This window comes from Vibrio sp. 1562, from assembly GCF_033340155.1.
GTDB lineage: Bacteria > Pseudomonadota > Gammaproteobacteria > Enterobacterales > Vibrionaceae > Vibrio > Vibrio alginolyticus.
The window spans coordinates 1-22,519 of sequence record NZ_JAWOVY010000005.1; the positions used below are offsets into that span (position 1 = coordinate 1).

A 22,519-nucleotide genomic window follows, 5' to 3' on the forward strand; every position below is an offset into this window, starting at 1 on the left:
TGAAACCTAATTTGAAGCCTAAGCTTCTAATTGGATTATCATCAACGAGTGCCCACACAGATTGATAGGTCTATATTTTTAAAGAGCACACTTCGAAGTCCTCTTCAAAGTGGACGGCTATTTTAGCTAGATAACTTATCGTGTCAAACACTTTTTTAAGTTATTTATCTGCGAGTTAATTTTAACTCACTAACCGTAGTTGTTTAGGTTCCGCTTCACTTGCTTTCCCGTGACAACGGAGGCGCATTATAGGGAGTTCATTAAAGAACACAAGTGCATTTTTTAAAAAAACTCACCTTTTTAGTTTATTCGTATAGAAAACAGACAAAAGACTCTAAAAAACTATAGAAAAGGGGCCAAACGGCCCCTTTAGTGTGATTTTTATCTCAATTTTACTGTATCCATACAATTATTGATGAGCACAAATTTGGTCATTAGTAACAATTAGCTGCACTGTCTTGTCTGGAACGATTTCACCAGAAAGAATTGATTTGGCTAACGGGTTCTCGACATTCTGCTGAATTGCACGTTTTAAAGGACGCGCACCATACACAGGATCGAAACCAACTTGAGCGATCAAATCGAGCGCTTTGTCGGAAACTTCTAGTTGATAGCCTTTCTCCTCTAGTCGTTTCGCCAAACGTTCCAATTGAATAGAAGCAATGGACTTAATGTGTTCTTGACCAAGTGGATGGAACACCACGATTTCGTCAACACGGTTCAAGAACTCTGGGCGGAAGTGTTTGCTAACCACATCCATCACTTCACTCTTGATACCTTGATAGTCTAATGTTGCGAAATTCTCTTGGATACGAGATGAACCCAAGTTAGATGTCATGATCACAACCGTATTACGGAAGTCAACAGTACGACCTTGACCATCCGTTAAACGCCCATCATCGAGAACTTGCAGCAGAATGTTAAATACATCCGGATGCGCTTTCTCTACTTCGTCTAACAAAATTACCGAATACGGCTTGCGACGAACCGCTTCAGTTAAGTAACCACCCTCTTCATATCCGACATAGCCTGGAGGTGCACCAACCAACCTTGCCACTGAGTGTTTCTCCATGAACTCAGACATATCGATACGGACCATCGCATCTTCACTGTCGAACATAAAGCTCGCAAGTGTCTTACAAAGCTCTGTTTTGCCCACACCAGTTGGACCTAAAAATAAGAAGGAGCCAATTGGTCGGTTTGGATCAGAAAGCCCAGCTCGACTACGACGAATGGCATTCGATACAACAGAGACCGCTTCGCTTTGCCCTACCACACGATTATGCAGCACGTCTTCCATACGAAGTAGTTTCTCTTTTTCCGCTTCTAGCATCTTGGATACCGGAATGCCGGTTTGCTTAGAAAGTACTTCTGCAATCTCGTTGTCGGTTACTTTATTACGCAATAGCGTCATTTCCTGCATTTCAGCTTGGGTTGCAAGATCTAACTGCTTCTCAAGTTCAGGAATACGACCATATTGAAGCTCCGACATACGGTTTAGATCGCCAGCACGGCGAGCAAACTCCATGTCCATACGAGCTTGTTCAAGCTCAGACTTAATATGTTGAGTGCCAGAAAGAGCTGCTTTTTCTGTATTCCAAACCTCTTCTAGTTCAGCGTACTCACGTTCTTTTTCATTGAGTTCTTCATTAAGCGCTTTCAAACGCTTTTCACTCGCTTCATCGTGCTCGTTACTTAGTGCTTGCTGCTCAATTTTGAGTTGGATGATTTTACGCTCAAGCTTATCCAAGGACTCCGGCTTAGAGTCAATTTGTAAACGAATGCTTGAAGCCGCTTCGTCGATTAAGTCGATCGCTTTATCCGGCAACTGACGGTCGGAGACATAGCGATGTGACAAGCTCGCCGCAGCAACAATCGCTGGGTCAGTAATTTCGACGTGATGATGAAGCTCATAACGCTCCTTCAAGCCACGTAAAATCGCCACGGTATCCTCAACGGTCGGCTCATCCACCAGCACTTTTTGGAAACGACGTTCTAATGCTGCATCTTTTTCGATGTACTGACGATATTCATCCAATGTTGTTGCGCCAACACAGTGCAGCTCACCACGAGCTAATGCCGGTTTTAGCATGTTGCCCGCATCCATTGAGCCTTCACCTTTACCAGCACCGACCATAGTGTGTAGTTCATCAATGAAGAGGATGACGTTGCCTTCTTCTTTAGCAAGTTCATTCAATACTGATTTTAAACGCTCTTCAAATTCCCCACGGTATTTCGCGCCAGCAACCAGTGCGCCCATATCCAGTGATAGCACACGGCGACCACGCAGACCTTCAGGTACTTCATTGTTAACTATGCGCTGCGCTAAGCCTTCAACAATTGCTGTCTTACCTACGCCTGGTTCACCGATAATCACAGGGTTGTTTTTAGTACGACGCTGCAATACCTGGATAGTACGACGGATTTCATCATCACGGCCGATAACCGGATCCAATTTACCTTGCTCTGCACGTTCGGTAAGGTCTATGGTGAACTTTTCCAATGCTTGACGAAGCTCTTCTGCATTCGGATCATTGACCTTTTGACCACCTCTGATCTTTTCGATTGCCTGGCTGACTTTTTGCTCTGTTAAGCCGATCTCTTTGAGCAATTGCCCCAATGGTCCGCGATCTTCTAAAGCGGCAAGCAGGAAGACTTCAGACGAGATATAGGAGTCTTGACGCTTTTGCGCCACTTTGTCACACAGGTTAAACAATGTGCCCATCGAGCTAGAGAGCTGAACATCCCCACCGATGCCACTGACTTTTGGTAATCGATCTAACATTTCACTCAATTTAGAGCGTAAATGCGTTACGTCCACATCCAGCATAGTAAGCAATGGACGAATTGGACTGCCATTTTGATCAAGCAAAGCCACCATGAGGTGAACTGGCTCGATATATTGATGATCGCGCCCTAACGCTAGTGATTGAGCATCAGAGATAGCGATTTGAAACTTACTTGTGAATCGATCAAGACGCATATCTACCTTCCTAACCTCAACTAAAGGAAATTCTTTTGACAGTTAGAAAGATGGATACTCGGGTGGGGAATTTCAAGGGAGTGAATGAATAAAGATAGCTTTGCAAAAATAGTAGTATGCATCTTAGCACTTTGGTGCTTATAGCTAGTCTTCGATCCAAATAAAGGTTGCTTGTCGACCAGTCTTACCATCACGGCGATAAGAGTAAAAAGAGGCTTTATCTTGGTAAGTACAAAGTCCAGAATCAAACACTTGTGTCACACCAGCCCGGTTTAGACGTTGCGTTGCCAGCACCGACATGTCAGCAAACCATTTACCGTCGATATCGCGTGGAGCAAATGCTTGATTCGCCTGTGAATCAAAATCAACAAAAGCTTGCAGAACATCTTCACCCACTTCGAAGGCTTGAGGGCCAATGGCGGGGCCAAGCCACGCTATCACTTCACCAGAAAACAACGCTAACGCATTTTCGACAATGCCATTTGCTAAGCCGCGCCAACCTGCGTGAACAGCGGCTACTTGCGTACCTTGTGTATTAGTCAATAATACAGGTAAACAATCGGCGGTCATCGCTGAACAAATAACATGGCTTGAAGAAGTAAATACACCATCCGCATCAAGCACCTGTGTTGTTGGTTCATTTGCTTGAGCCACAACGGTTGAATGCGTTTGGTTTAACCAGATTGGCGCATTTGGCATGCTTGCCTGTTGCGCCAACCAAGCTCGGTTCTTCTCTACTAAAGACAAATCATCCCCAACGTGAGCACCTAAATTTAGCCCTTGGTAAGGGCCTGTCGAAAATCCGCCTATGCGTGTTGAGGCGAAAGCTTTGACATTTTTAGGCGCTGGCCAATTCGGAATGATTCTCTTCATATTAGAACTCTTCCGGTAAGCCGTGCTCTTCTGTATCTTGACGAAGCGCTTCAGTCATCACAACCATGTCATCAGGCACTGGAGCATGAAACTCAAGAACTTCGCCCGTAATTGGGTGCTCAAAGCGCAGCATTACTGCGTGCAATGCTTGGCGATCGAAACCCCGGATCATTGCCGTTAGCTCTTCAGACGCACCTGTCGGGATGCGAGCACGTCCACCATATGCAATATCACCGAGCAACGGATGCTGAAGGTAAGACATGTGCACACGAATCTGGTGCGTACGACCCGTTTCTAGACGCAAGCGAATACGCGTGTGTTCGCGGAAGCGTTCAGCAACACGGTAGTGCGTTACTGCTGGTTTGCCCATTGGTGCTACCGCCATAAGCGTGCGCTTAGTAGAGTGACGACCAATCGGTTGATCCACTTTGCCGCCCGCAGTCATACGACCAATAGCGATCGCTTCGTACTCACGAGTAATATTACGTTTTTGCAGTGCGCGAACCAGACGAGTTTGTGCAGGAACAGTTTTCGCCACCACCATCAAACCCGTTGTGTCTTTATCCAAACGGTGCACGATACCTGCACGAGGTACTTCTGCAATATCAGGGTAATGATGCAACAACGCATTAAGTACAGTGCCATCAGGCGTACCAGCGCCCGGATGAACCACAAAGTCACGAGGTTTGTTGATAACGATAATATCTTCATCTTCATAGACGATATCTAGCGGGATATCTTGCGCTTCCCAGCGTTCTTCATCTTCTAACTCGGCTTGCAATGTAATTTCCTCGCCACCCATTACTTTGGTACGAGGTTTAGTGACAACTTCACCATCAACTTGAACTTTCCCATCAAGCAGCCACTCTTTTAGGCGCGAGCGAGAGAAGTCCGCGAATAATTCGGCGATAGCTTGGTCTAAACGTTGACCTAACTGGCTATCTTTTACGGTATTTGTTAATACAATCTGCTGAGCCATATCGAACTTTTTTAAAAACTGTGAGACTAATGCTCACGACTGTGAAAAAATAGACTATTACGTCATTGTATCTGTTACTGGAAAGAAAGTAACGGCAGCTTAAGAAATATTTAGATTCAAGGAACAGACTCCTGATATGAAACGTCAGACTTTAACAGGCCTTTTAGCGGTATCCCTTCTGTTTGGATGTGCAAGCAAAGAAGAAATCGTTCCTGATGTGCCGCCTTCGGAACTGTATGCAGACGCACAGATTTCTCTTCAAAGTGGTAATTGGCTTTCTGCAATTGAGAAACTGGAAGCATTAGACTCACGTTACCCATTCGGTGCCTACTCTGAACAGGTGCAGCTTGACCTAATCTATGCGTACTACAAAAACGACGACCTTGCTTTGGGCTTGGCAACCATTTCTCGCTTTATGCGTTTAAACCCAACCCATGAAAAGATGGATTGGGTGCTGTACATGCGAGGTCTAAGCCACATGGCGCAAGATCGTAACTTTATGCATGATTTATTCAGCGTAGATCGAAGCGATCGCGATCCTGAACCGGTAAAAAAAGCGTTTGATGACTTCAAAAAACTACTTCAACGCTACCCGAATAGCCCATATGCAGAAGATTCACAAAAACGTATGGTTGCGCTGAAAAACCGTCTAGCGAACTATGATTTAGCGACTGCTGACTTCTACCTTCGCCGTGAAGCTTGGGTCGCTGCTATTAATCGCAGCCAAGAGCTACAAAAAGCGTATCCAGACACAGAAGCTGCACGTAAGTCACTGACTATCCAGCTAGAGGCCTACAAGCAACTTGGTTTGGAAGACGCCGTAGCAAGAACTGAAAAGCTTATAGAGCTCAACCCTGTGAAGTAATTGAACTTGCTTTAAACTGAACCGCCACCGTTTTTACCGTGGCGGTTTTTTATTACTCTCAATAGTGTATTCAGCCCTTTCTTGATGATCTTCCTAGCTCCACATATGCTTAAAGTTCTCCTCCCCCCTTTATAAAAAGGATGTGAACGTGACGATATCTAAGCTTTGCGCAGTTATGCTGCTCCTATTGTCTACTTCCGTTTGCGCACTGCAAATCTCGCCGCTCAAACAGCCTCCTTATACCGGAGACCTCGATGTCATCAAGGAGAAGAATGTACTGCGCGTCTTAGTTTCTGCTGATTTAGGCTTTTACTACATTGAGGGCGGCACACCAAAAGGCATAGGCGCGGAATTGCTGGCGCATTTCGAAAAAGACCTTCGTAAACTCAAACCAAAACTTAACGTACAAATTATTCCTGTTGCCCGCGACCAGCTACTGCCAGCTTTAGAAAACGGTTCAGGTGACTTAGTTGTCGCCAACCTGACTATTACCGACACGCGCAAACAGAAAGTGGAGTTCAGTTCACCCATTCTCACTGACATTCATGAGTGGGTAGTGACAAACAAAAGCACACCAACGATGACGAAAATCGAACAACTGAGCGGCAAAGAGATTTGGGTGCGCGCCAGCTCTAGCTACTTTGAAAGCATTCAGACACTAAATAAGAAACTAAACAAAAAAGGCTTACCGCCTGTTATCGTGCACTTTATTGAAGAAACACTTCAAGATTATGAGCTGGTCGGAATGCTCAACAATGGTTACGTCAGAGCCATTGTTCTCGATAGCCATAAAGCCAAGCTTTGGCTGAAAGTGATGGATGATATTCGGGTGCATAAAAAAATCCCTATCCGCAAAAATGGCAAAATTGCTTGGGCAATGCGAGAAAATAGTCCCAAATTAAAAGCCGTCGTGAATAAGTTCATCCAGAAGTCTCGCTCTGGGACACTACTCGGTAACGTTATTTACGGTAAATACATCGATAACACGGGATGGTTGAACAGAGCTCTTAACCCTAAGAAAATTGCTCAACTAGAAAAACTCGCGGCGCTATTTTCACGCTATGGTGAGAAATACGATATCGACTATTTACTGATCGCTGCAATCGCTTACAAGGAATCAGGATTTAATAACGACCTAGTTGGAAGCCGAGGTGCCGTTGGCATAATGCAAGTCCTACCCAGCACCGCTCAAGATCCGAATATCAATATCAAAAATGTTCGACAATTAGAAAACAACATTCATGCTGGAGTGAAATACTTAGCTTTTTTGCGTAAGCAGTACTTCAGTGATCCTGATATTACTGCACAAAATAAACTCTACTTTACATTGGCGGCTTACAATGCGGGCCCCGGCAATGTAGAGCGTATTCGTAAGCGTGCAGCCCAACAAGGTTACGATCCTAATGTTTGGTTTAATAACGTGGAAGTCGTTATGCGGAAAAGTTTAAGCTCAACGGTTGGGTACGTCACAAGCATTAATCGCTACTACATAATATACAAACAACTAGAAAGTTTGGACCAAGTCAAAAGTTTAGAAGGGGTTTCACTAGCCCCAAAAGACCCCATTTTCATGATACCGCTACGAAAAGTCAGCCAAATGCCAGACAGTAAAAAGCCGCTTGTACAGCAAGCGGCTTTTTAAATGGATTCATTGGAGAGACTCAGTGATCGTCATCACACCTTACGTGTAGTTAAATTTTAACCACCTCAAATATTAGGCCGTAAAACTTCCCTAAAAACGAGGCCGTTTTCAGCTGAGTACTCTATCCAATCTACGGATTTACTAACCGATAACAAGCAATTTCACGATAAATCTCAGAAGTTCTTGAGTGAGATCACATTCATTTTTCATCATAAAAAACCCGAGCAAAATAATGATCTGAATCACATTTTTTTATGCTTAAAGCGGTAATCTGAACTCAACCCATGAGGGATGCAACAGAGGAAAAACACTTATGACAATGAATATCACTGGCAAAAACATCGAAATCACCTCTGCAATCCGAGCTCATATTGAGAGCAAATTTAAAAAACTGGAGAAATGGCAAGTAGACCTAATTGGTTGCCAAGCAACTTTCAGTGAGGAACCAAACAAACAGAAGAAATTCGAAGCGGTTATCAAAGTTCCTAAAGGCCAGCTCATTGCCTCAGCAACTCACGAAGATCTTTACGCAGCTATCAACGAAGTGGAGCAAAAACTAGAACGACAATTGAACAAGCTGACCCACAAACCTGAAGCTCGACGTGCAAGTAAGCCTGAGCTAGTGGAAGAAGAAGAGTAAACTGAACAGATTGAGGAAATAGCGCCGAAAGGCGCTATTTTTTTGCTTGACGCTCTCCCCAGCCTTGCTTATTGTGTTTAAACACTCATAAATTAAGCACTATTTATGCATTTAACCTCACTGTTTATTTTTGACTTCTTTTTCCTCCCATAGTTGGAGGGGCGAACTCGTTTGTGAAAGAAAAGTCAAAAACAAACAGAAAGCCTCCCAAATCGGGAGGCTTTTTTATAAGGAAAGAATTGATGACTGACCAACCTATTTCCCTTGAAGAAATTCGTTTACGCTTGAATGAGTTGGATGACCAACTTCTCAGCTTATTGTCTGAGCGCCGTAAACTCAGCATTGAAGTAGCCAAAAGCAAAGTACAAACCTCAAAGCCTGTTCGCGACGCCGTCCGTGAACAGCAATTATTGGTCAAGCTGATTTCTAATGGCCAAGATAAATACGAACTTGACGCGCAGTACATCACTAAACTTTTCCATACCATCATTGAAGACTCAGTTCTGCTTCAACAAAGTTATCTGCAAAATCTCGTTAACCCACAGCAAAGCCGTAAGCCACTTGCTCGCGTCGCTTTTTTAGGAGCCAAAGGCTCTTATTCGCACTTGGCAAGTCGCGAATACTTCAGTCGTAAAAATACAGAGCTTATCGAGCTCAACTGCGAGCACTTTAAAGAAGTGACTCAAACGGTTGAATCTGGCCATGCTGATTATGGCGTTCTGCCAATCGAAAACACCAGCTCAGGCTCTATTAATGAAGTGTATGACTTACTACAACACACGACGCTTTACATCGTTGGAGAGCTGACTCAACCAATCGAACACTGCTTGGTTGCGAAAAAAGACATTCGTCTGGAAGATATTAAAACGCTGTATTCTCATCCTCAGCCACACCAACAGTGCAGTGAGTTTTTAAGCCGTATGAAAGGGGTAAAGCTGGAGTCCTGCGCGAGCACAGCAGATGCAATGCAGAAAGTCCAAGAGATGGATCGTGATGATGTGGCTGCAATTGGTAATGCATCAAGCGGTAAGCTATATGGCTTGCAAGCAATTCAAGGCAACATCGCAAACCAAACCGAAAACTATACTCGCTTTATCGTGGTTGCTCGTAAACCGGTTGAAGTTTCTACTCAGATTCCAGCAAAAACCACATTGATCATGTCGACCTCCCAAGAGGCAGGTTCATTGGTTGAAACACTATTAGTGCTGCAACGTTACGGCATCAATATGACCAAGCTAGAATCACGCCCAATTATGGGGAACCCGTGGGAAGAGATGTTCTACGTAGACTTGACATCACATCTTGCTTCGACAGAAATGCAACAGGCACTTGAAGAGCTAACAAAAATCACTAAACACTTGAAAGTATTAGGCTGTTACCCGAGTGAGAACGTAAAGCCTACGCAAGTAAAATTGAGTTAATAGACACCAGTGAGTAAAAAGATCATGGCAACCCCAAAAGTCGTAATCGCATCGCTAAACCCAGCCAAAATTAATGCAGTTCAAAGTGCATTTCGTAATGCATTTCCGCATCAAGAGTTCAACTTCGTTGGCATCAGTGTACCGAGTGAGGTCGCAGATCAGCCCATGACGAATGAAGAAACTCATCGTGGTGCGCTAAACCGCGTTAAAAACGCAAAAGTAGAGATGCCAAACGCGGATTACTATGTCGGTCTCGAAGCGGGAATTGAAGCAAACGTGACGTTTGCTTGGATGGTGGTTGAGTCAGAGACTCACCGCGGTGAATCTCGTTCTGCAAGCTTAATGTTGCCGCCAAAAGTCTTGGAAAAACTCAAGGATGCGAATGAGTTGGGAGATGTAATGGACGAAGTGTTTGGTACTGATAATATCAAACAGAAAGGTGGCGCTATTAGCCTGCTAACCCAAAACCAGCTAACTCGAAGCTCGGTCTATCACCAAGCCTTGATTCTGGCTTTAATTCCATTCACAAACCCTGAGCATTTTCCTTCAAATTTATAACACTCAGCCTAGTCTCTAGATACGCAAAAGGGCGGATATTTCCGCCCTTTGTAATACGTTATCTTAGTCACTTGTAACACCAAGGCCTAAAAGCAAATTGGATATACTGTCTACTTAGATACCGCAACTTGTTCTAACAAGACTTTCAACTTGTCTTTTTCTTCATCAGATTTCGACTTTAGTTCGTTAGAGCCACGAGTAATGGTGGCAATGCCCACACCAAGCATCTGACTGATCTGACGTTGAGATAATTCTCCTTTAAGAAGTTCGTTAATTATATTAACGCGTGATATTAATGACTCTCTCTCATCACGTGACATCAGCATAGTTAACAGCATGTCATCTTGCTGGGTGCCCATACTTGTTCGAATTAGCTCAATAATCTGTTGCCAGTCTTTATACTCGGGTTCGTGCGACATCAAGTTACCTCACTCAATACTTGGTATTGATCTCATGTTGATTCAAGAACGCGCCATCGATACCCAAAAGATCACGATAGTATGTTTCAAACATCAAGATGTTTTGTACATAACCGCGCGTCTCTTTAAATGGAATTGCCTCAATAAAGGCATAAGCATCCACTTTTCCTTGGGTACGCTCTCGCCACGTTTTTACTCTGTTAGGACCTGCATTATAAGCAGCAAGAGCAAAAATACGATTATTATCGTAATCCTCTAATAAACCTTGCAAATAATGGCTACCAATTTCGATATTTTTTCCTACATTGTAGAGATCCTGCGTACCTTGATAACTCAACTTATATTTACGTGCCGTGTACTTCGCCGTTGCAGGCATGATCTGCATAAGACCACGAGCGCCAACTGGAGAGCGGGCTTCAACATCTAACGCACTTTCCTGTCGAGCGAGAGACATCATCGTGACGGGATCAATGTTGTGCTTTTTCGCATAAAAATTAAACCACCAGCGGTGTGCTATTGGGAACCTAAGTTCGATATTATCCCACATCTGCGCTTGGATACTCGCGGTCACCGTTAGGTTATGCCAACGTTTAAATGATGCATAAGCCGCCAACATCACCTTTTCATCTTTCCCTACGCGGCGCAGTAAGTGTGCCCATTCACTCTTCGCTGCTGCGATTTTATCCGTCGCGATCAACTCTTCGATACGAGCTAGCGAGTCTTGATAGGGTTGAACAACTTTCTTGTCCAACTTAACCGTATGCGTTGGGTATTTGATTGATTGCCCGATTGCATTGGCGGCAGCCACACTGTAGAAGTTTCGTTGCCCAAGCAGAGTTGCTAAACGCTGTTTCCCCGCGATGTCATCACCTAACGCTATTTCACTTCTTCCAAGCCAATATTGCCAGCGTAGCGTGGCTTGTTCTTCTTTATTTAGAACAGCAATCCACTCTTGTACGCCTTTCCAATCTGCATTTTGAATCGCTAAGCGGATGCGCGTTTCAATCAACGGTAAGTACTGACTGGTTTTCGTTTTATCATCGCGCCATTTAGCTAATGACTCAGACTCCGTACGAGTCAATCGAAATGCAATATAGTCGGCAAGTTCTTGCGCTTTTTCTGGAGAAAACTTCTGTCCTTTAATGACGGCATCGTACGCACCTTGTGCTTGGCTAGTGTTCATGCGAGCCAACTTTTCTAACGCATATTCACTTTGCGCTCGATTAAAATCATTCGCAGGTTTTTTCTTCGCGAATTCCGCAACACTTGAAGGATTATCAAACAACGCTTTCATTTCTTTGGCTTGTTGCTTTGCCTGCGCGGATTTAGGCAGTTTGAGCAAGTAACTCATCAAACCGCCATTACGAGCATCAAACGCCAGTAACATACGCTGTAGAATCAGTTCATCGGTACGCTCACCCGCCTTGTCCCATGCTTCAAATAATGGGTCACACTCATCAGCAATGCTGATGCCACGTAACCACATATGTTCAGCCCCTTTAAACGCCGCGACTTTCTTGCCTTGCTTTAATTGAGCGACGTAGAAAATACATTGGTAACGCTCACCACTAGGAATGACTTTTTGAAACTCAGTAATGGTTTTCCAATCTTTTTGCTTATAAAGATGATTGAGGTATGGAGCGCGAACTCGACGAGAAAATGGAAAAGACTCGTGCTCAGAAATAAACTCGTTCACCTGTTGTGGTGACTTTTCCGGTAACTGTCTAATAAAAGTGCGGTAATCCACATAAGGCGTTAGTGGATAGTCAGAAATTTTAGGACGAATCGAAAGGTATCCGTCGATGTCATTTTTATCTAATAAATCTTGAGCTTGCTCATATACTTCGCGCTGCTTTTCCAAACTCAGCGCGGCATTAGCACTCAAACTCATAGCACACAACGCGGCGGCGCAGCATACGTTTTTAGCCAATTCAGATACGTTGAATCTCATTTGTGTCATTTTCCCCAGACATATACTGCCCTAAAGCCTAGTTTTGTTAGAGTTCATGTGATGTTAAGGCAATTTTCACACATGCATCTATTTACACAGAATGCAGATGTCCATGTAAAGCAACTTAGTGTATTAAAAATTGTACTCGTCAAACTTTTAAGACGATGGAGACAAAGCGTTTCTAACTCGCATAGAAAACACTTCGTCATTCTTAACGAATAACAAAAGTGTATACCCTAACCGTGTAAGTTTCCGGTCAGCTCAAAATAAGAAATCCATTCGTTAGGGAAATTCTTGCAATGCGGTAACAAAAACAAAGCACTTGGTATAAAATGATGGGTTTGAATGACAGTTAATTTAGGAACGATCGGCAATGGCTGAATACGTATATACCATGTCGCGGGTGAGCAAAATTGTGCCACCTAAGCGTCAAATTCTTAAAGACATCTCTCTGAGCTTCTTCCCTGGTGCGAAAATCGGTGTTTTAGGTCTGAACGGTGCAGGTAAATCCACACTGCTACGTATCATGGCAGGTATCGACACGGATATCGACGGTGAAGCGCGTCCACAACCTGGTCTAAACGTAGGTTACCTACCTCAGGAACCAGTATTAGACGAATCAAAAACCGTTCGTGAAGTTGTTGAAGAAGCGGTTGCTGACGTTGCTGACGCTCTGAAACGTTTGGACGCAGTCTACGCAGCATACGCTGAACCAGATGCAGACTTCGACGCACTTGCAAAAGAGCAAGGCGAGCTAGAAGCCCTTATCCAAGCGAAAGATGGCCACAACCTAGAAAATGCGCTTGAGCGTGCGGCAAACGCACTTCGTTTACCTGAATGGGACCAAAAAATTGCGCACCTATCAGGTGGTGAACGCCGCCGTGTGGCTATTTGTCGCTTGCTACTTTCTAAGCCAGACATGCTACTGCTTGATGAGCCTACCAACCACCTAGATGCAGAATCAGTGGCTTGGCTAGAGCGCTTCTTAGTGGATTACACAGGTACCGTAGTAGCCATCACCCACGACCGTTACTTCCTAGATAACGCTGCGGGCTGGATCTTAGAACTGGACCGTGGTGAAGGTATCCCATGGGAAGGCAACTACACCTCATGGCTGGAGCAAAAAGACGCTCGTCTACAACAAGAAGCCTCCCAAGAGAGTGCTCGCCAAAAGACTATCGAGAAAGAGCTTGAGTGGGTACGTAAAAACCCTAAAGGTCGTCAAGCGAAGTCAAAAGCACGTATGGCTCGCTTTGAAGAACTGCAAAGCTCTGATCACCAAAAACGTAATGAAACCAATGAACTATTTATCCCACCAGGTGAGCGTCTAGGTGATAAGGTTATTGAAGTGAAGAACCTGACCAAGTCATTTGACGGTCGAGTTCTGATTGATGACCTGTCATTCAGCATCCCTAAAGGTGCAATTGTTGGTATCATCGGTGCTAACGGCGCAGGTAAATCGACGCTATTCAAGATGTTAAGTGGTACTGAACAACCAGACTCGGGCACAATTGAGATGGGCGATACAGTAAAACTGGCATCGGTCGATCAGTTCCGTGACAGCATGGACGATTCTAAAACCGTATTCCAAGAGATCTCTGAAGGTGCTGATATCATTAAGATCAACAACTTCGAAATCCCAGCTCGTGCATACTGTTCACGCTTTAACTTTAAAGGCAGTGACCAACAAAAGATTATTGGTGAACTATCGGGTGGTGAGCGTAACCGTGTCCACCTTGCGAAGCTGCTTAAAGCGGGCGGTAACGTGTTGCTACTCGACGAACCAACCAATGACCTTGACGTTGAAACACTGCGTGCTCTAGAAGAAGCGTTACTAGAGTTCCCTGGTTGTGCAATGGTTATCTCGCACGACCGTTGGTTCCTTGACCGTATCGCTACCCACATCATTGACTACCGTGACGAAGGCCAAGTTAACTTCTACGAAGGTAACTACACAGAGTACATGGATTGGTTGAAGAAAACATTGGGTCCTGAAGCCGCAGAACCACACCGTATCAAATACAAGCGTATTGCGAAGTAATCGCAACCCACAAAGTTTGATTGTAATTTGTACAAAGGCCGCTATCATAGCGGCCTTTGTTTTCTTTGTTATAAAAAGAGCTCATTAGCCCGTCTCGTTCGTTAAGAACATGACATTGCACTTACGTCACTCTGTAGCGACTTCGACACTTTTCAAACAACAATCGAACATTTTTTGTTCGTATTGATATACTATTCAATTCTGTTTGACGACCTGACGAGAATATTCATATGACAGAGAGACGACGCTTTTCACGTATTCTCCATCAAGCTCCAGCTAAGATAGAACAACGTGACTTGGCAATTGAAGCTAGGATTCAAGATCTTTCCTTGCATGGTTTACTCATGAAAGTGGAAGAGACTGAGGCTTTGGATCCAACCCTTCCAGTCCATGTGACTTTTTCATTTGATCAATCCGAACAAGTGATTACGTTAAAAGCGCAAATTGTGAATGTCTCTAAGTGTGAGGTTAGGTTGAAGATCGCTAAGATAGACATCGAAAGCATTAGCCAACTAAAACGATTTATAGAATTGAATGTAGGCAATAACGACCTTCTGAATCGAGAGTTAGAGCACCTCTCTGGTTTTTAGGAGAAAAATAAATGAACGCCTATTTAAGTAACAATAACTATGTCTAAAAAAATCATCATGCAGATCCCGACGAAAGACGGCGATCAGCAGTTCTATTTGGGCCGCAGTTCGGTCCTAGCAGTATTTGCTTCAGTATTGGCATTACCCGCCGTCGTTGGTGGTGCGTGGTACCTTAATCAGCAGCAGATGCACAATAAAGACGAACTAACACAAATCATCGCCAAACTGGAAAGTGAAAAGGCCGAAGTGACGGCTCTTTACGAAGAGCAGCTTGATACCAATCATTCGCTTTCCCAATCTTTGACGGACAAAAACAATCAAATTCAGCTATTGGGCAAACGGGTATTCGACGTTGAATCGGTTTTAGGTCTCGCAGACGAAGAGTTGATGATCGATGAGAACAGCATGGGGTTAGAGGAGCGAATTGACGCAGCCGCTATCGATTCTGCTGTTCGCGCGACGATGTTCCGTTTGATACCAAATGACAGTCCAGTCACATACCAACGTATTTCTTCTTCTTACGGCAGTCGTATTAATCCGATTTCAGGTAAGAGACATGTTCATACTGGTATCGATCTGACTTGTAAAAGAGGAGAAGAGATCCTGGCACCGGCTGACGGTGTGGTGGAAACCGTTCGCCCGAGCAATCGTGGTTATGGTAACTATGTCACCATTCGTCACTCATTTGGCTTTATGAGCTCCTTTGCTCATCTACAACGCTTCAAAGTGAAAAGCGGTCAGTTTGTTAGTAAAGGCGACATCATTGCTCAATGCGGTAACTCTGGCAACTCCACAGGGCCACACTTGCACTATGAAGTACGCTTCCTCGGACGAGCACTCAACCCTCAATACTTAATGGAGTGGACACCAGAAAACTTCAATGACGTCTTTGAAAAAGAGAAAAAAGTGAAATGGGGACCTTTGGTTCAATTGATTGATAACGTTGTACGCCTACAAGTCAATTTAACCAATTCACCCTATCGCGATACCAGTATCAACACAGTATCAAGTGAAGATACGAGTAATACTGCGACGAACTGATTTGTCCATCAACACGAAAAAGAGCAGCTTACGCTGCTCTTTTTGTTTCGGACTCTGCACGGCTAAATGACCCGTGATTAGCCGCGATGAATATTATCATTCGCCTGTTTGAGTAAGTTTTGGCTCTCATTCATAAATTGTTGAGAATAAGTACCAAACCAATCACTCACCTGCTTAAAGCTTTCGATGAATCGCGCTTTGTCTCTGCTATCCAGAATCGCTACCGCATCACCTAAACGCTGATGGAATCGCTTGATCATATCGATATTCTCTTGAGAAGAGAAAATGATATCACCGTACAAGCTCGGATCCTGACCAAACAGTCGTCCCACCATCGCCAATTCAAGGCGGTAGATTGGCGAGCTTAACTTCAACAACTGATCGATGTTCGGGTTCTCTTTGCTTAGGTGCATACCGTAAGCAAACGACGTGAAGTGGCGCAACGCCTGAATCAACGTCATGCCATGATCGTGCTCTTGTGCATCGATTTGGCACAAGCTTGCGCCCCAAATTCCAAACTGTTGCAATAGCCATTGGTAATGCTCGTGACCACGACCATCACAGTACACAATAACCTGCTTGGCAAGGCTCGGAACATCTGGGCCAAACATTGGGTGTAAACCAACTACAGGACCTTGGTGCACATTCAACATTGCTTGCAGAGGCTTCGACTTGATAGAAGTCAGGTCACACAGAATGCAGTCTTGCGGCAAGTTCCCCAGTTTTTCGATCACCCCTTCCGTTAGATGAATCGGCACCGTGACCACGACTAAACCCGCGTTGTCTAGAATCTCATCCGCATGATCCCAGTCTTTACTGCCGAGAACTTTGACCTGGTAGCCCGACAATTTGAACATACGCCCAAACAGGCCACCCAATTGACCATTACCACCAATAATAACAACTGAGCGTAAATCAGGGTTCAAACACTTAAAACCGGAATCTTTCTCGCTGGCATAAGACTCACGCATTGTTCGACGCAGAATATCTTCAATAAGCTGTGGAGGAATTCCCATTTTTTCAGCTTCAGCGCGACGAGAAGCTAACATCGCCGCTTCGCGGTCTGGAGCATAAATTGGCAAACCATGTTCGCTTTTTACTTCCCCAACTTTCTCTACGAGCGCTAAACGCTGAGCCAATAGCTCCAACATTTGCTTGTCGACTGCATCAATCTGATCGCGTAATGCGTTAAGTTCAACTGCCATTGATGTTCCTTAAATCCTGTATTAATTAGCCTTTAGACGATTTTCTAAGAAAGGCACTAGCTCTTCATGTGCATGACGTAATAGTGCCTCAGTTGAATCCCAATTGATACATGCGTCAGTGATAGATACACCGTATTTCATCTCTTCAAGAGCTAAGTCAGAAGATTGATTTCCTTCATTGATATGGCTTTCAATCATAAGACCGATAATAGATTTATTGCCTTCACGGATTTGATGAATCACATCCTCCGCGACTAATGGCTGGCGACGGTAATCTTTACGTGAGTTGGCGTGACTGCAATCCACCATTAATGAAGCATCAAGACCAGATTTCGCCATCTCTTGCTCACACTCAGTGACTGATACCGAATCGTAGTTAGTTTGCTTGCCGCCACGTAAGATCACATGTCCATTAGCATTGCCCTGGGTGGTCAACAGTGCGACTTGTCCCTCACGGTTAATTCCCATAAAACGGTGGCTAGAGGACGCAGCTTGCATCGCGTTAATTGCGGTTGCCAAACTGCCATCGGTGCCATTCTTAAAACCGATTGGCATAGACAGGCCGCTTGCCATTTCACGGTGAGTTTGTGACTCCGTCGTACGAGCACCGATGGCTGCCCAGCTAAAAGTATCCGCCAAGTATTGTGGGCTAATTGGGTCTAGAGCCTCAGTCGCGAGCGGGATTTCCATCTCTGCCAACTCCACCAGAAGTTCGCGTCCAACATGCAGACCGTGTTCAATATCGAAACTGCCGTCTAGGTGTGGGTCATTGATCAGGCCTTTCCAGCCGACCGTGGTGCGCGGCTTCTCAAAGTAAACACGCATAACAATATACAGTTGGTCACTTAGTTGTTCAGAGAGTGCTTTAAGTCGCTTTGCGTAATCCTTCGCCGCTTCTACGTCGTGGATAGAACATGGACCGCATACAACAAGCAGGCGGTGATCCTTCTTGTGAATAATATTAGCGATAGTTTGACGAGACTCTTGAATAAAGCGACGTGCTTTTTCACTCAAAGGAAGCTTGGTTTTTAGTTCCTCCGGAGTAATAAGAACCTGTTCTTCGATAATATTAATATTGCTCAACTCACTTTTCTGCATAACTCTAACCTGTATATTTATTTTTACACCCAACCAAACCTTTGGTGAGACAACTAAGCTTTAACGACAAGATAACAGGCTAAAAAAGAAAAACAAGCGTACAGAATAAAAAACATTTAGTGTAAACTTAAGCTTACAGTCAAATGAAAAGCCAAAGTATAATTAACTTTGGCTTCTCATCGCTGTTTTGAATCTTTTACAAGAGGTTTAGCTAGTCAAGCGTTTCATCGCTTCACTCGCCGCTTTCCACTCTTGAGATAGCTTAAGTTCGCTTGGAGAAAATGACTGTTTTTTCAGTAATCCATCCGCGAGTGGCACGGTTGAAACCGGTAAGTTGTCTAATACCTCAACGTGCGCTTCTCGTTTATTACACATTAACAACATATCGCAACCAGCTCTCAATGCTTGAGCACCTCGCTCGGCTGAGCTGCCCATAATCGCAGCGCCTTCCATGGTCAAGTCATCCGAAAAAACCAAACCTTTAAAACCCAATTGCTGACGCAGGACCTGTTTTAACCAGTATTCAGAACCGCTGGCTGGTTGAGCATCATAATGTGGGAAAATCACGTGAGCAGGCATCATGGCATCTAAAATACCGGCATCAATTTGCGCTTTGAAGATCGCCATATCTTGTTCAAAAATATCACTGCGCTCATCGTATGGTGTTTCTAGATGTGAGTCTGCAATCACGCCACCATGTCCAGGGAAGTGCTTGCCTGTCGTTGCCATGCCAACACTCTTCATTCCCTGCATATATGCAGTGCTATAGCGAAGAATGGTATCGGCATCTTCACCGAATGCGCGGTTACCGATCGCTTTACATTGATGGCCTTGGTCAAGTACCGGGGCAAAGCTTAAATCAATATCATGGGCAATCAGCTCTGCTGCCATTAACCAACCGCCCATACGAGCAAGCTCTTCACCATTTTGATGTTTAGCGTACTCATCAGCAGCAGGAATTAATGAGAAACCTTCACGAAAGCGCTGCACTCGGCCGCCTTCTTGATCCACACCGATCAAAAACGGGCGCTTAGCCGCCTTTCGGATGGATTGAGTAAGTGCTTGAAGCTGTTCGCTATCATGATAGTTGCGAGCAAATAGAATTAAGCCACCAACCGTAGGATGCTCCAAGATTTCTTTGTCTTCAGCGGTCAGTTCATACCCCGCAACGTCAACCCATAACGGTCCCATGTTTTCTCCTCAAAATCGGCTGAATATCTCGTATTCGATGAGGTTATTCGCTTCAGATTTGCTTTACAATAAGTGAATGAAGAATTGACGAGATCGGCTATGAAATTTAACGAACTGTACATTGGTGTGATGTCTGGAACGAGTATGGATGGTGTTGATACCGCTCTAGTTGAAATAAGCGATGAGCACGTTCGTCTGATTGCGCACGACGACTACCCAATGCCCGCAGCACTAAAAGACATGCTGTTATCTGTTTGTACCGGTCAAGCAACAAATTTAAAAGCCATAGGTGAACTTGACCATCAGCTCGGCCACCTATTTGCAGATGCTGTGTTACAGCTGCTCAATAAGTCTGATTACGTCGCAGATCAAATTCGTGCGATTGGTAATCACGGTCAAACAGTGTTCCATCAGCCTACCGGAAACTTGCCGTTTACCACTCAATTGGGCGATGCAAACATTATCGCGGTCAAGACAGGCATTGATACGGTAGCGGATTTTCGTCGTAAAGACATGGCGCTAGGTGGACAAGGTGCCCCACTCGTCCCTGCTTTCCATAAAAGCATTTTTGCGATGCAGGATTCCACAACTGTGGTGCTTAACATTGGAGGCATTGCCAATATCTCGGTACTGCATCCAGAACAACCAGTCATTGGCTATGACACAGGCCCGGGCAATATGTTGATGGACGCATGGTGTGCGCTGCATACTGGGCAAAGCTTCGACGAAGATGCACAATTTGCACTTAAAGGAACGGTAAACGCTACTTTGTTGACTCAATTACTCAAAGAAGCTTACCTCGCCATGCCTGCCCCTAAAAGTACCGGGCGAGAACTGTTCAATATTGACTGGCTGCATCTACAACTGGCCCATCACAATTTACCAATCGAAGACGTACAACGTACACTTTGCGAGTATTCTGCAATTACCATTGCCAACGAAGTCGACAAGTTTTCTCATGGCATCACACCTCAACTATTGGTCTGTGGCGGTGGAGCAAGAAACCCGCTTTTGATGCAACGACTGGCCAAGTTATTGCCACAATGGAGCGTTGCGACAACGGCAGAAAAAGGTGTTGATGGCGATTACATGGAGGCAATGGCGTTTGCTTGGCTTGCGCAGCGTCATATTCACGGCCTCCCTAGCAACTTACCGGAAGTTACGGGGGCAAGTCGTCTCGCTTCACTGGGTGTACTCTATTCAAAAAATTAAGGGCAATAGATCCTAAACAAAAAGGCTTAATTCATTATGACGAACGATGCACTTATCGCAGCTTTATCCCATCTGGTATCTGAAGGGCGAAATCCAGACACCATGGACATCGACTTGCTGCCTTCTCTCGATATTGTTCAACGCATCAACCAACAGGACAAACTCGTTCCTCTTGCCGTTGAAAAAGTATTGCCTGAGATCGCTGAAGCCGTTGATAAGATCACGGAAGCATTTAAGGTCGGAGGTCGGTTGTTTTACATCGGTGCGGGTACCAGTGGTCGACTTGGCGTTTTGGACGCTTCAGAATGCCCACCAACTTTTGGCACAGACCCAGAGATGGTCGTTGGTATTATTGCCGGTGGAAAAGAGGCAATGTTCCGTGCAAAAGAAGGGGCGGAGGACGACCCAGCATTGGGCGAGCAAGATCTTAAAGAGAATACGCTAACACAACGCGATGTCGTCGTTGGTATTGCGGCAAGTGGACGAACACCTTACGTGATTGGTGGCTTAGAGTATGCGAACGAGCTTGGTGCCACCACTGTAGCACTATCTTGTAACCCTGACTCTCCGATTGCAGATATTGCTGATATTGCGATTAGCCCCGTTGTTGGACCTGAAGCGTTAACGGGATCCACTCGCTTAAAATCAGGGACAGCACAAAAACTCGTACTGAACATGCTCACTACCGCAAGCATGATTCGCCTGGGCAAAAGTTATCAGAACTTAATGGTAGATGTGAAAGCGACGAATGCAAAGCTAGTTGCAAGAGCGGCTCGTATTGTTATGCAAGCAACAGATTGTACTAACCAAGAGGCTAAAACGGCGCTCAAAGAAACGGACTACGACGCCAAGTTAGCGATTTTGATGATTTTAACCGGGCTGGATAAAGAAAGCGCAACTGAGCAACTGAACGCCAAGCAAGGATATTTAAGAAAAGTCGTGATCGAGCAAGCTAATCAATCTTAATCAATAAAGCGCCTCACTTATTTAAAAGTCAGGCGCCTTTTATGGCTTAATTTAGTAGTTCAATCGTTCAATGTGAGTAATACCGACTTTACCTTCAAGGTCACTGAACATATGAACCATTGCTGGGTATGGTTGTGCTCCAGGGTAGACAACTTCTGCATTACAGAAAAACGCATAGTTTTGTCCGGCTACGACTTGAGTAGCCACAACCAAAGGGGAGTATTTGACACCGACAAACCCCTCGATACCTTTAGCAAATACTTCTTTATTATCTGCTGTGAGTTCATGAAATGGACTCCAGCCACCAGCCATTTGCGTTGACATAATGTGATTCCTTTTTTCTGTGCTCACTATCAAGCAGTATGAACATAGTTTAATAAGGAAGATTTTGCCACATTTATGTGATGCAGACAGTGTAACAACGGCTTTATTGACTATTAATTTGAGTATTCATTCCAACCACGTTGCCATTCCATGCGGAATTTTTGCGCTTGCTCAGTACCTTCACAAACCCCTTCGTAATACTGACCAGATAACCCCATTTGATACGCAAAAGCAGGATTACAGTACTCACGTAAACCTTCTAAATAACCTTGGTCGTAGTCACTTTGCTTAACACTACCCAACTCACGAAGCTCGCTCATCGTGCGCGATGTGTGTCCGGTTATGCCATCTTGATATCCGATCTGATGCCAATCTCCCGACTTGGCAAGATCTGCTGTCGTTGCTGTGCATCCTGCAAGTAAAGCCAGTGCCAGACCTACCGTTACCTTTTTCATGGTTCTTCCTTAAGTAGTTGTTTTCAAAAATAAGCTTACCACTAATTATTGGCGCTTGCCGCTGA

The 22,519-nt window shown here is 44.6% G+C and carries 20 protein-coding genes and 1 other annotated feature; of the genes, 10 read left to right on the forward strand and 10 right to left on the reverse strand.

The features are described 5' to 3' along the window. Window positions 1–409: 409 nt before the first annotated feature. The 3 genes from clpB to rluD all read right to left on the reverse strand — a co-directional run bounded on the left by clpB (window position 410) and on the right by rluD (window position 4,835). Window positions 410–2,983 (reverse strand): ATP-dependent chaperone ClpB, encoded by a 2,574-nt coding sequence (clpB, locus tag R7Z49_RS06670; RefSeq protein ID WP_005381873.1) that lies wholly within the window; start codon window positions 2,981–2,983, stop codon window positions 410–412. Between the two features lie 144 nt (window positions 2,984–3,127). Beyond that, entirely contained in the window at window positions 3,128–3,856 is a 729-nt protein-coding gene (gene pgeF, locus R7Z49_RS06675; protein WP_017636152.1) for a peptidoglycan editing factor PgeF, read from the reverse strand. A gap of 1 nt (window position 3,857) precedes the next feature. After that, complete coding sequence (gene rluD, locus R7Z49_RS06680) at window positions 3,858–4,835, reverse strand: 23S rRNA pseudouridine(1911/1915/1917) synthase RluD (RefSeq protein ID WP_005381875.1); 978 nt, start codon at window positions 4,833–4,835, stop codon at window positions 3,858–3,860. A gap of 136 nt (window positions 4,836–4,971) precedes the next feature. Here rluD and bamD point away from each other — a divergent pair, with 136 nt between their 5' ends. The 5 genes from bamD (at window position 4,972) to yjjX (ending at window position 9,961) form a co-directional block, all read left to right on the forward strand. Continuing rightward, window positions 4,972–5,700, forward strand: coding sequence for an outer membrane protein assembly factor BamD (gene bamD, locus R7Z49_RS06685; protein WP_005381876.1), 729 nt, complete (start codon window positions 4,972–4,974; stop codon window positions 5,698–5,700). 148 nt (window positions 5,701–5,848) lie between these two features. After that, a complete protein-coding gene (locus tag R7Z49_RS06690; RefSeq protein WP_309474429.1) occupies window positions 5,849–7,342 on the forward strand; it encodes a lytic transglycosylase F in 1,494 nt (497 codons plus the stop codon). Between the two features lie 313 nt (window positions 7,343–7,655). Next, the gene (gene hpf / locus R7Z49_RS06695; RefSeq protein ID WP_005381889.1) at window positions 7,656–7,982 is read left to right on the forward strand and encodes a ribosome hibernation-promoting factor, HPF/YfiA family; all 327 of its coding nucleotides are present in this window, start codon (window positions 7,656–7,658) and stop codon (window positions 7,980–7,982) included. A 108-nt stretch (window positions 7,983–8,090) separates the two neighbouring features. Next, window positions 8,091–8,212, forward strand: a sequence feature (Phe leader region). Window positions 8,213–8,224: 12 nt separating this feature from the next. After that, on the forward strand, window positions 8,225–9,403 hold the full coding sequence (pheA, locus tag R7Z49_RS06700; RefSeq protein ID WP_318111481.1) for a prephenate dehydratase: 1,179 nt from the start codon (window positions 8,225–8,227) through the stop codon (window positions 9,401–9,403). Between the two features lie 24 nt (window positions 9,404–9,427). After that, entirely contained in the window at window positions 9,428–9,961 is a 534-nt protein-coding gene (yjjX, locus tag R7Z49_RS06705; RefSeq protein ID WP_175413428.1) for an inosine/xanthosine triphosphatase, read from the forward strand. A gap of 110 nt (window positions 9,962–10,071) precedes the next feature. On the opposite strand, the gene trpR is transcribed toward yjjX, so the two are convergent. After that, entirely contained in the window at window positions 10,072–10,380 is a 309-nt protein-coding gene (gene trpR, locus R7Z49_RS06710) for a trp operon repressor (RefSeq protein WP_005381892.1), read from the reverse strand. Window positions 10,381–10,393: 13 nt separating this feature from the next. After that, complete coding sequence (sltY, locus tag R7Z49_RS06715) at window positions 10,394–12,340, reverse strand: murein transglycosylase (RefSeq protein ID WP_005385932.1); 1,947 nt, start codon at window positions 12,338–12,340, stop codon at window positions 10,394–10,396. Between the two features lie 364 nt (window positions 12,341–12,704). On the opposite strand from sltY, the gene ettA reads away from it, so the two are divergent. The 3 genes from ettA (at window position 12,705) to R7Z49_RS06730 (ending at window position 16,003) form a co-directional block, all read left to right on the forward strand. Further along, window positions 12,705–14,372 carry an energy-dependent translational throttle protein EttA gene (ettA, locus tag R7Z49_RS06720; RefSeq protein ID WP_005381894.1) on the forward strand — a complete coding sequence of 556 codons (1,668 nt, stop codon included), beginning with the start codon at window positions 12,705–12,707 and terminating at the stop codon, window positions 14,370–14,372. A gap of 230 nt (window positions 14,373–14,602) precedes the next feature. Continuing rightward, window positions 14,603–14,962: a PilZ domain-containing protein gene (locus tag R7Z49_RS06725; protein WP_065274196.1), complete on the forward strand. Its 360-nt coding sequence runs from the start codon at window positions 14,603–14,605 to the stop codon at window positions 14,960–14,962. Window positions 14,963–15,001: 39 nt separating this feature from the next. Further along, window positions 15,002–16,003: a M23 family metallopeptidase gene (locus tag R7Z49_RS06730; protein WP_005381900.1), complete on the forward strand. Its 1,002-nt coding sequence runs from the start codon at window positions 15,002–15,004 to the stop codon at window positions 16,001–16,003. Between the two features lie 77 nt (window positions 16,004–16,080). Here the strand turns inward: R7Z49_RS06730 and tyrA are convergent, their stop codons facing one another. The 3 genes from tyrA to nagZ form a co-directional block, all read right to left on the reverse strand. Then, on the reverse strand, window positions 16,081–17,208 hold the full coding sequence (gene tyrA, locus R7Z49_RS06735; protein WP_115385744.1) for a bifunctional chorismate mutase/prephenate dehydrogenase: 1,128 nt from the start codon (window positions 17,206–17,208) through the stop codon (window positions 16,081–16,083). Window positions 17,209–17,229: 21 nt separating this feature from the next. Continuing rightward, complete coding sequence (locus tag R7Z49_RS06740) at window positions 17,230–18,306, reverse strand: 3-deoxy-7-phosphoheptulonate synthase (protein ID WP_005381904.1); 1,077 nt, start codon at window positions 18,304–18,306, stop codon at window positions 17,230–17,232. A gap of 207 nt (window positions 18,307–18,513) precedes the next feature. Further along, window positions 18,514–19,497, reverse strand: coding sequence for a beta-N-acetylhexosaminidase (nagZ, locus tag R7Z49_RS06745; protein ID WP_104975871.1), 984 nt, complete (start codon window positions 19,495–19,497; stop codon window positions 18,514–18,516). A gap of 99 nt (window positions 19,498–19,596) precedes the next feature. On the opposite strand from nagZ, the gene R7Z49_RS06750 reads away from it, so the two are divergent. Further along, entirely contained in the window at window positions 19,597–20,709 is a 1,113-nt protein-coding gene (locus R7Z49_RS06750) for an anhydro-N-acetylmuramic acid kinase (protein ID WP_186584459.1), read from the forward strand. Window positions 20,710–20,745: 36 nt separating this feature from the next. After that, on the forward strand, window positions 20,746–21,675 hold the full coding sequence (gene murQ, locus R7Z49_RS06755; RefSeq protein ID WP_025768437.1) for an N-acetylmuramic acid 6-phosphate etherase: 930 nt from the start codon (window positions 20,746–20,748) through the stop codon (window positions 21,673–21,675). A 51-nt stretch (window positions 21,676–21,726) separates the two neighbouring features. On the opposite strand, the gene R7Z49_RS06760 is transcribed toward murQ, so the two are convergent. Both R7Z49_RS06760 and R7Z49_RS06765 read right to left on the reverse strand, forming a co-directional pair. Next, on the reverse strand, window positions 21,727–21,999 hold the full coding sequence (locus R7Z49_RS06760; RefSeq protein ID WP_053350226.1) for a hypothetical protein: 273 nt from the start codon (window positions 21,997–21,999) through the stop codon (window positions 21,727–21,729). A gap of 113 nt (window positions 22,000–22,112) precedes the next feature. Next, window positions 22,113–22,454 carry a DUF2799 domain-containing protein gene (locus R7Z49_RS06765; protein ID WP_005381912.1) on the reverse strand — a complete coding sequence of 114 codons (342 nt, stop codon included), beginning with the start codon at window positions 22,452–22,454 and terminating at the stop codon, window positions 22,113–22,115. Between the last annotated feature and the right edge of the window lie 65 nt (window positions 22,455–22,519).

What these genes read in the sequence shown, in the direction of transcription:
- clpB (WP_005381873.1), bottom strand. Translation starts at nt 2,983, where the DNA reads ATGCGTCTTGATCGATTCACAAGTAAGTTTCAAATCGCTATCTCTGAT.
- pgeF (WP_017636152.1), bottom strand. Translation starts at nt 3,856, where the DNA reads ATGAAGAGAATCATTCCGAATTGGCCAGCGCCTAAAAATGTCAAAGCT.
- rluD (WP_005381875.1), bottom strand. Translation starts at nt 4,835, where the DNA reads ATGGCTCAGCAGATTGTATTAACAAATACCGTAAAAGATAGCCAGTTA.
- bamD (WP_005381876.1), top strand. Translation starts at nt 4,972, where the DNA reads ATGAAACGTCAGACTTTAACAGGCCTTTTAGCGGTATCCCTTCTGTTT.
- hpf (WP_005381889.1), top strand. Translation starts at nt 7,656, where the DNA reads ATGACAATGAATATCACTGGCAAAAACATCGAAATCACCTCTGCAATC.
- pheA (WP_318111481.1), top strand. Translation starts at nt 8,225, where the DNA reads ATGACTGACCAACCTATTTCCCTTGAAGAAATTCGTTTACGCTTGAAT.
- yjjX (WP_175413428.1), top strand. Translation starts at nt 9,428, where the DNA reads ATGGCAACCCCAAAAGTCGTAATCGCATCGCTAAACCCAGCCAAAATT.
- trpR (WP_005381892.1), bottom strand. Translation starts at nt 10,380, where the DNA reads ATGTCGCACGAACCCGAGTATAAAGACTGGCAACAGATTATTGAGCTA.
- sltY (WP_005385932.1), bottom strand. Translation starts at nt 12,340, where the DNA reads ATGACACAAATGAGATTCAACGTATCTGAATTGGCTAAAAACGTATGC.
- ettA (WP_005381894.1), top strand. Translation starts at nt 12,705, where the DNA reads ATGGCTGAATACGTATATACCATGTCGCGGGTGAGCAAAATTGTGCCA.
- R7Z49_RS06725 (WP_065274196.1), top strand. Translation starts at nt 14,603, where the DNA reads ATGACAGAGAGACGACGCTTTTCACGTATTCTCCATCAAGCTCCAGCT.
- R7Z49_RS06730 (WP_005381900.1), top strand. Translation starts at nt 15,002, where the DNA reads ATGTCTAAAAAAATCATCATGCAGATCCCGACGAAAGACGGCGATCAG.
- tyrA (WP_115385744.1), bottom strand. Translation starts at nt 17,208, where the DNA reads ATGGCAGTTGAACTTAACGCATTACGCGATCAGATTGATGCAGTCGAC.
- R7Z49_RS06740 (WP_005381904.1), bottom strand. Translation starts at nt 18,306, where the DNA reads ATGCAGAAAAGTGAGTTGAGCAATATTAATATTATCGAAGAACAGGTT.
- nagZ (WP_104975871.1), bottom strand. Translation starts at nt 19,497, where the DNA reads ATGGGACCGTTATGGGTTGACGTTGCGGGGTATGAACTGACCGCTGAA.
- R7Z49_RS06750 (WP_186584459.1), top strand. Translation starts at nt 19,597, where the DNA reads ATGAAATTTAACGAACTGTACATTGGTGTGATGTCTGGAACGAGTATG.
- murQ (WP_025768437.1), top strand. Translation starts at nt 20,746, where the DNA reads ATGACGAACGATGCACTTATCGCAGCTTTATCCCATCTGGTATCTGAA.
- R7Z49_RS06760 (WP_053350226.1), bottom strand. Translation starts at nt 21,999, where the DNA reads ATGTCAACGCAAATGGCTGGTGGCTGGAGTCCATTTCATGAACTCACA.
- R7Z49_RS06765 (WP_005381912.1), bottom strand. Translation starts at nt 22,454, where the DNA reads ATGAAAAAGGTAACGGTAGGTCTGGCACTGGCTTTACTTGCAGGATGC.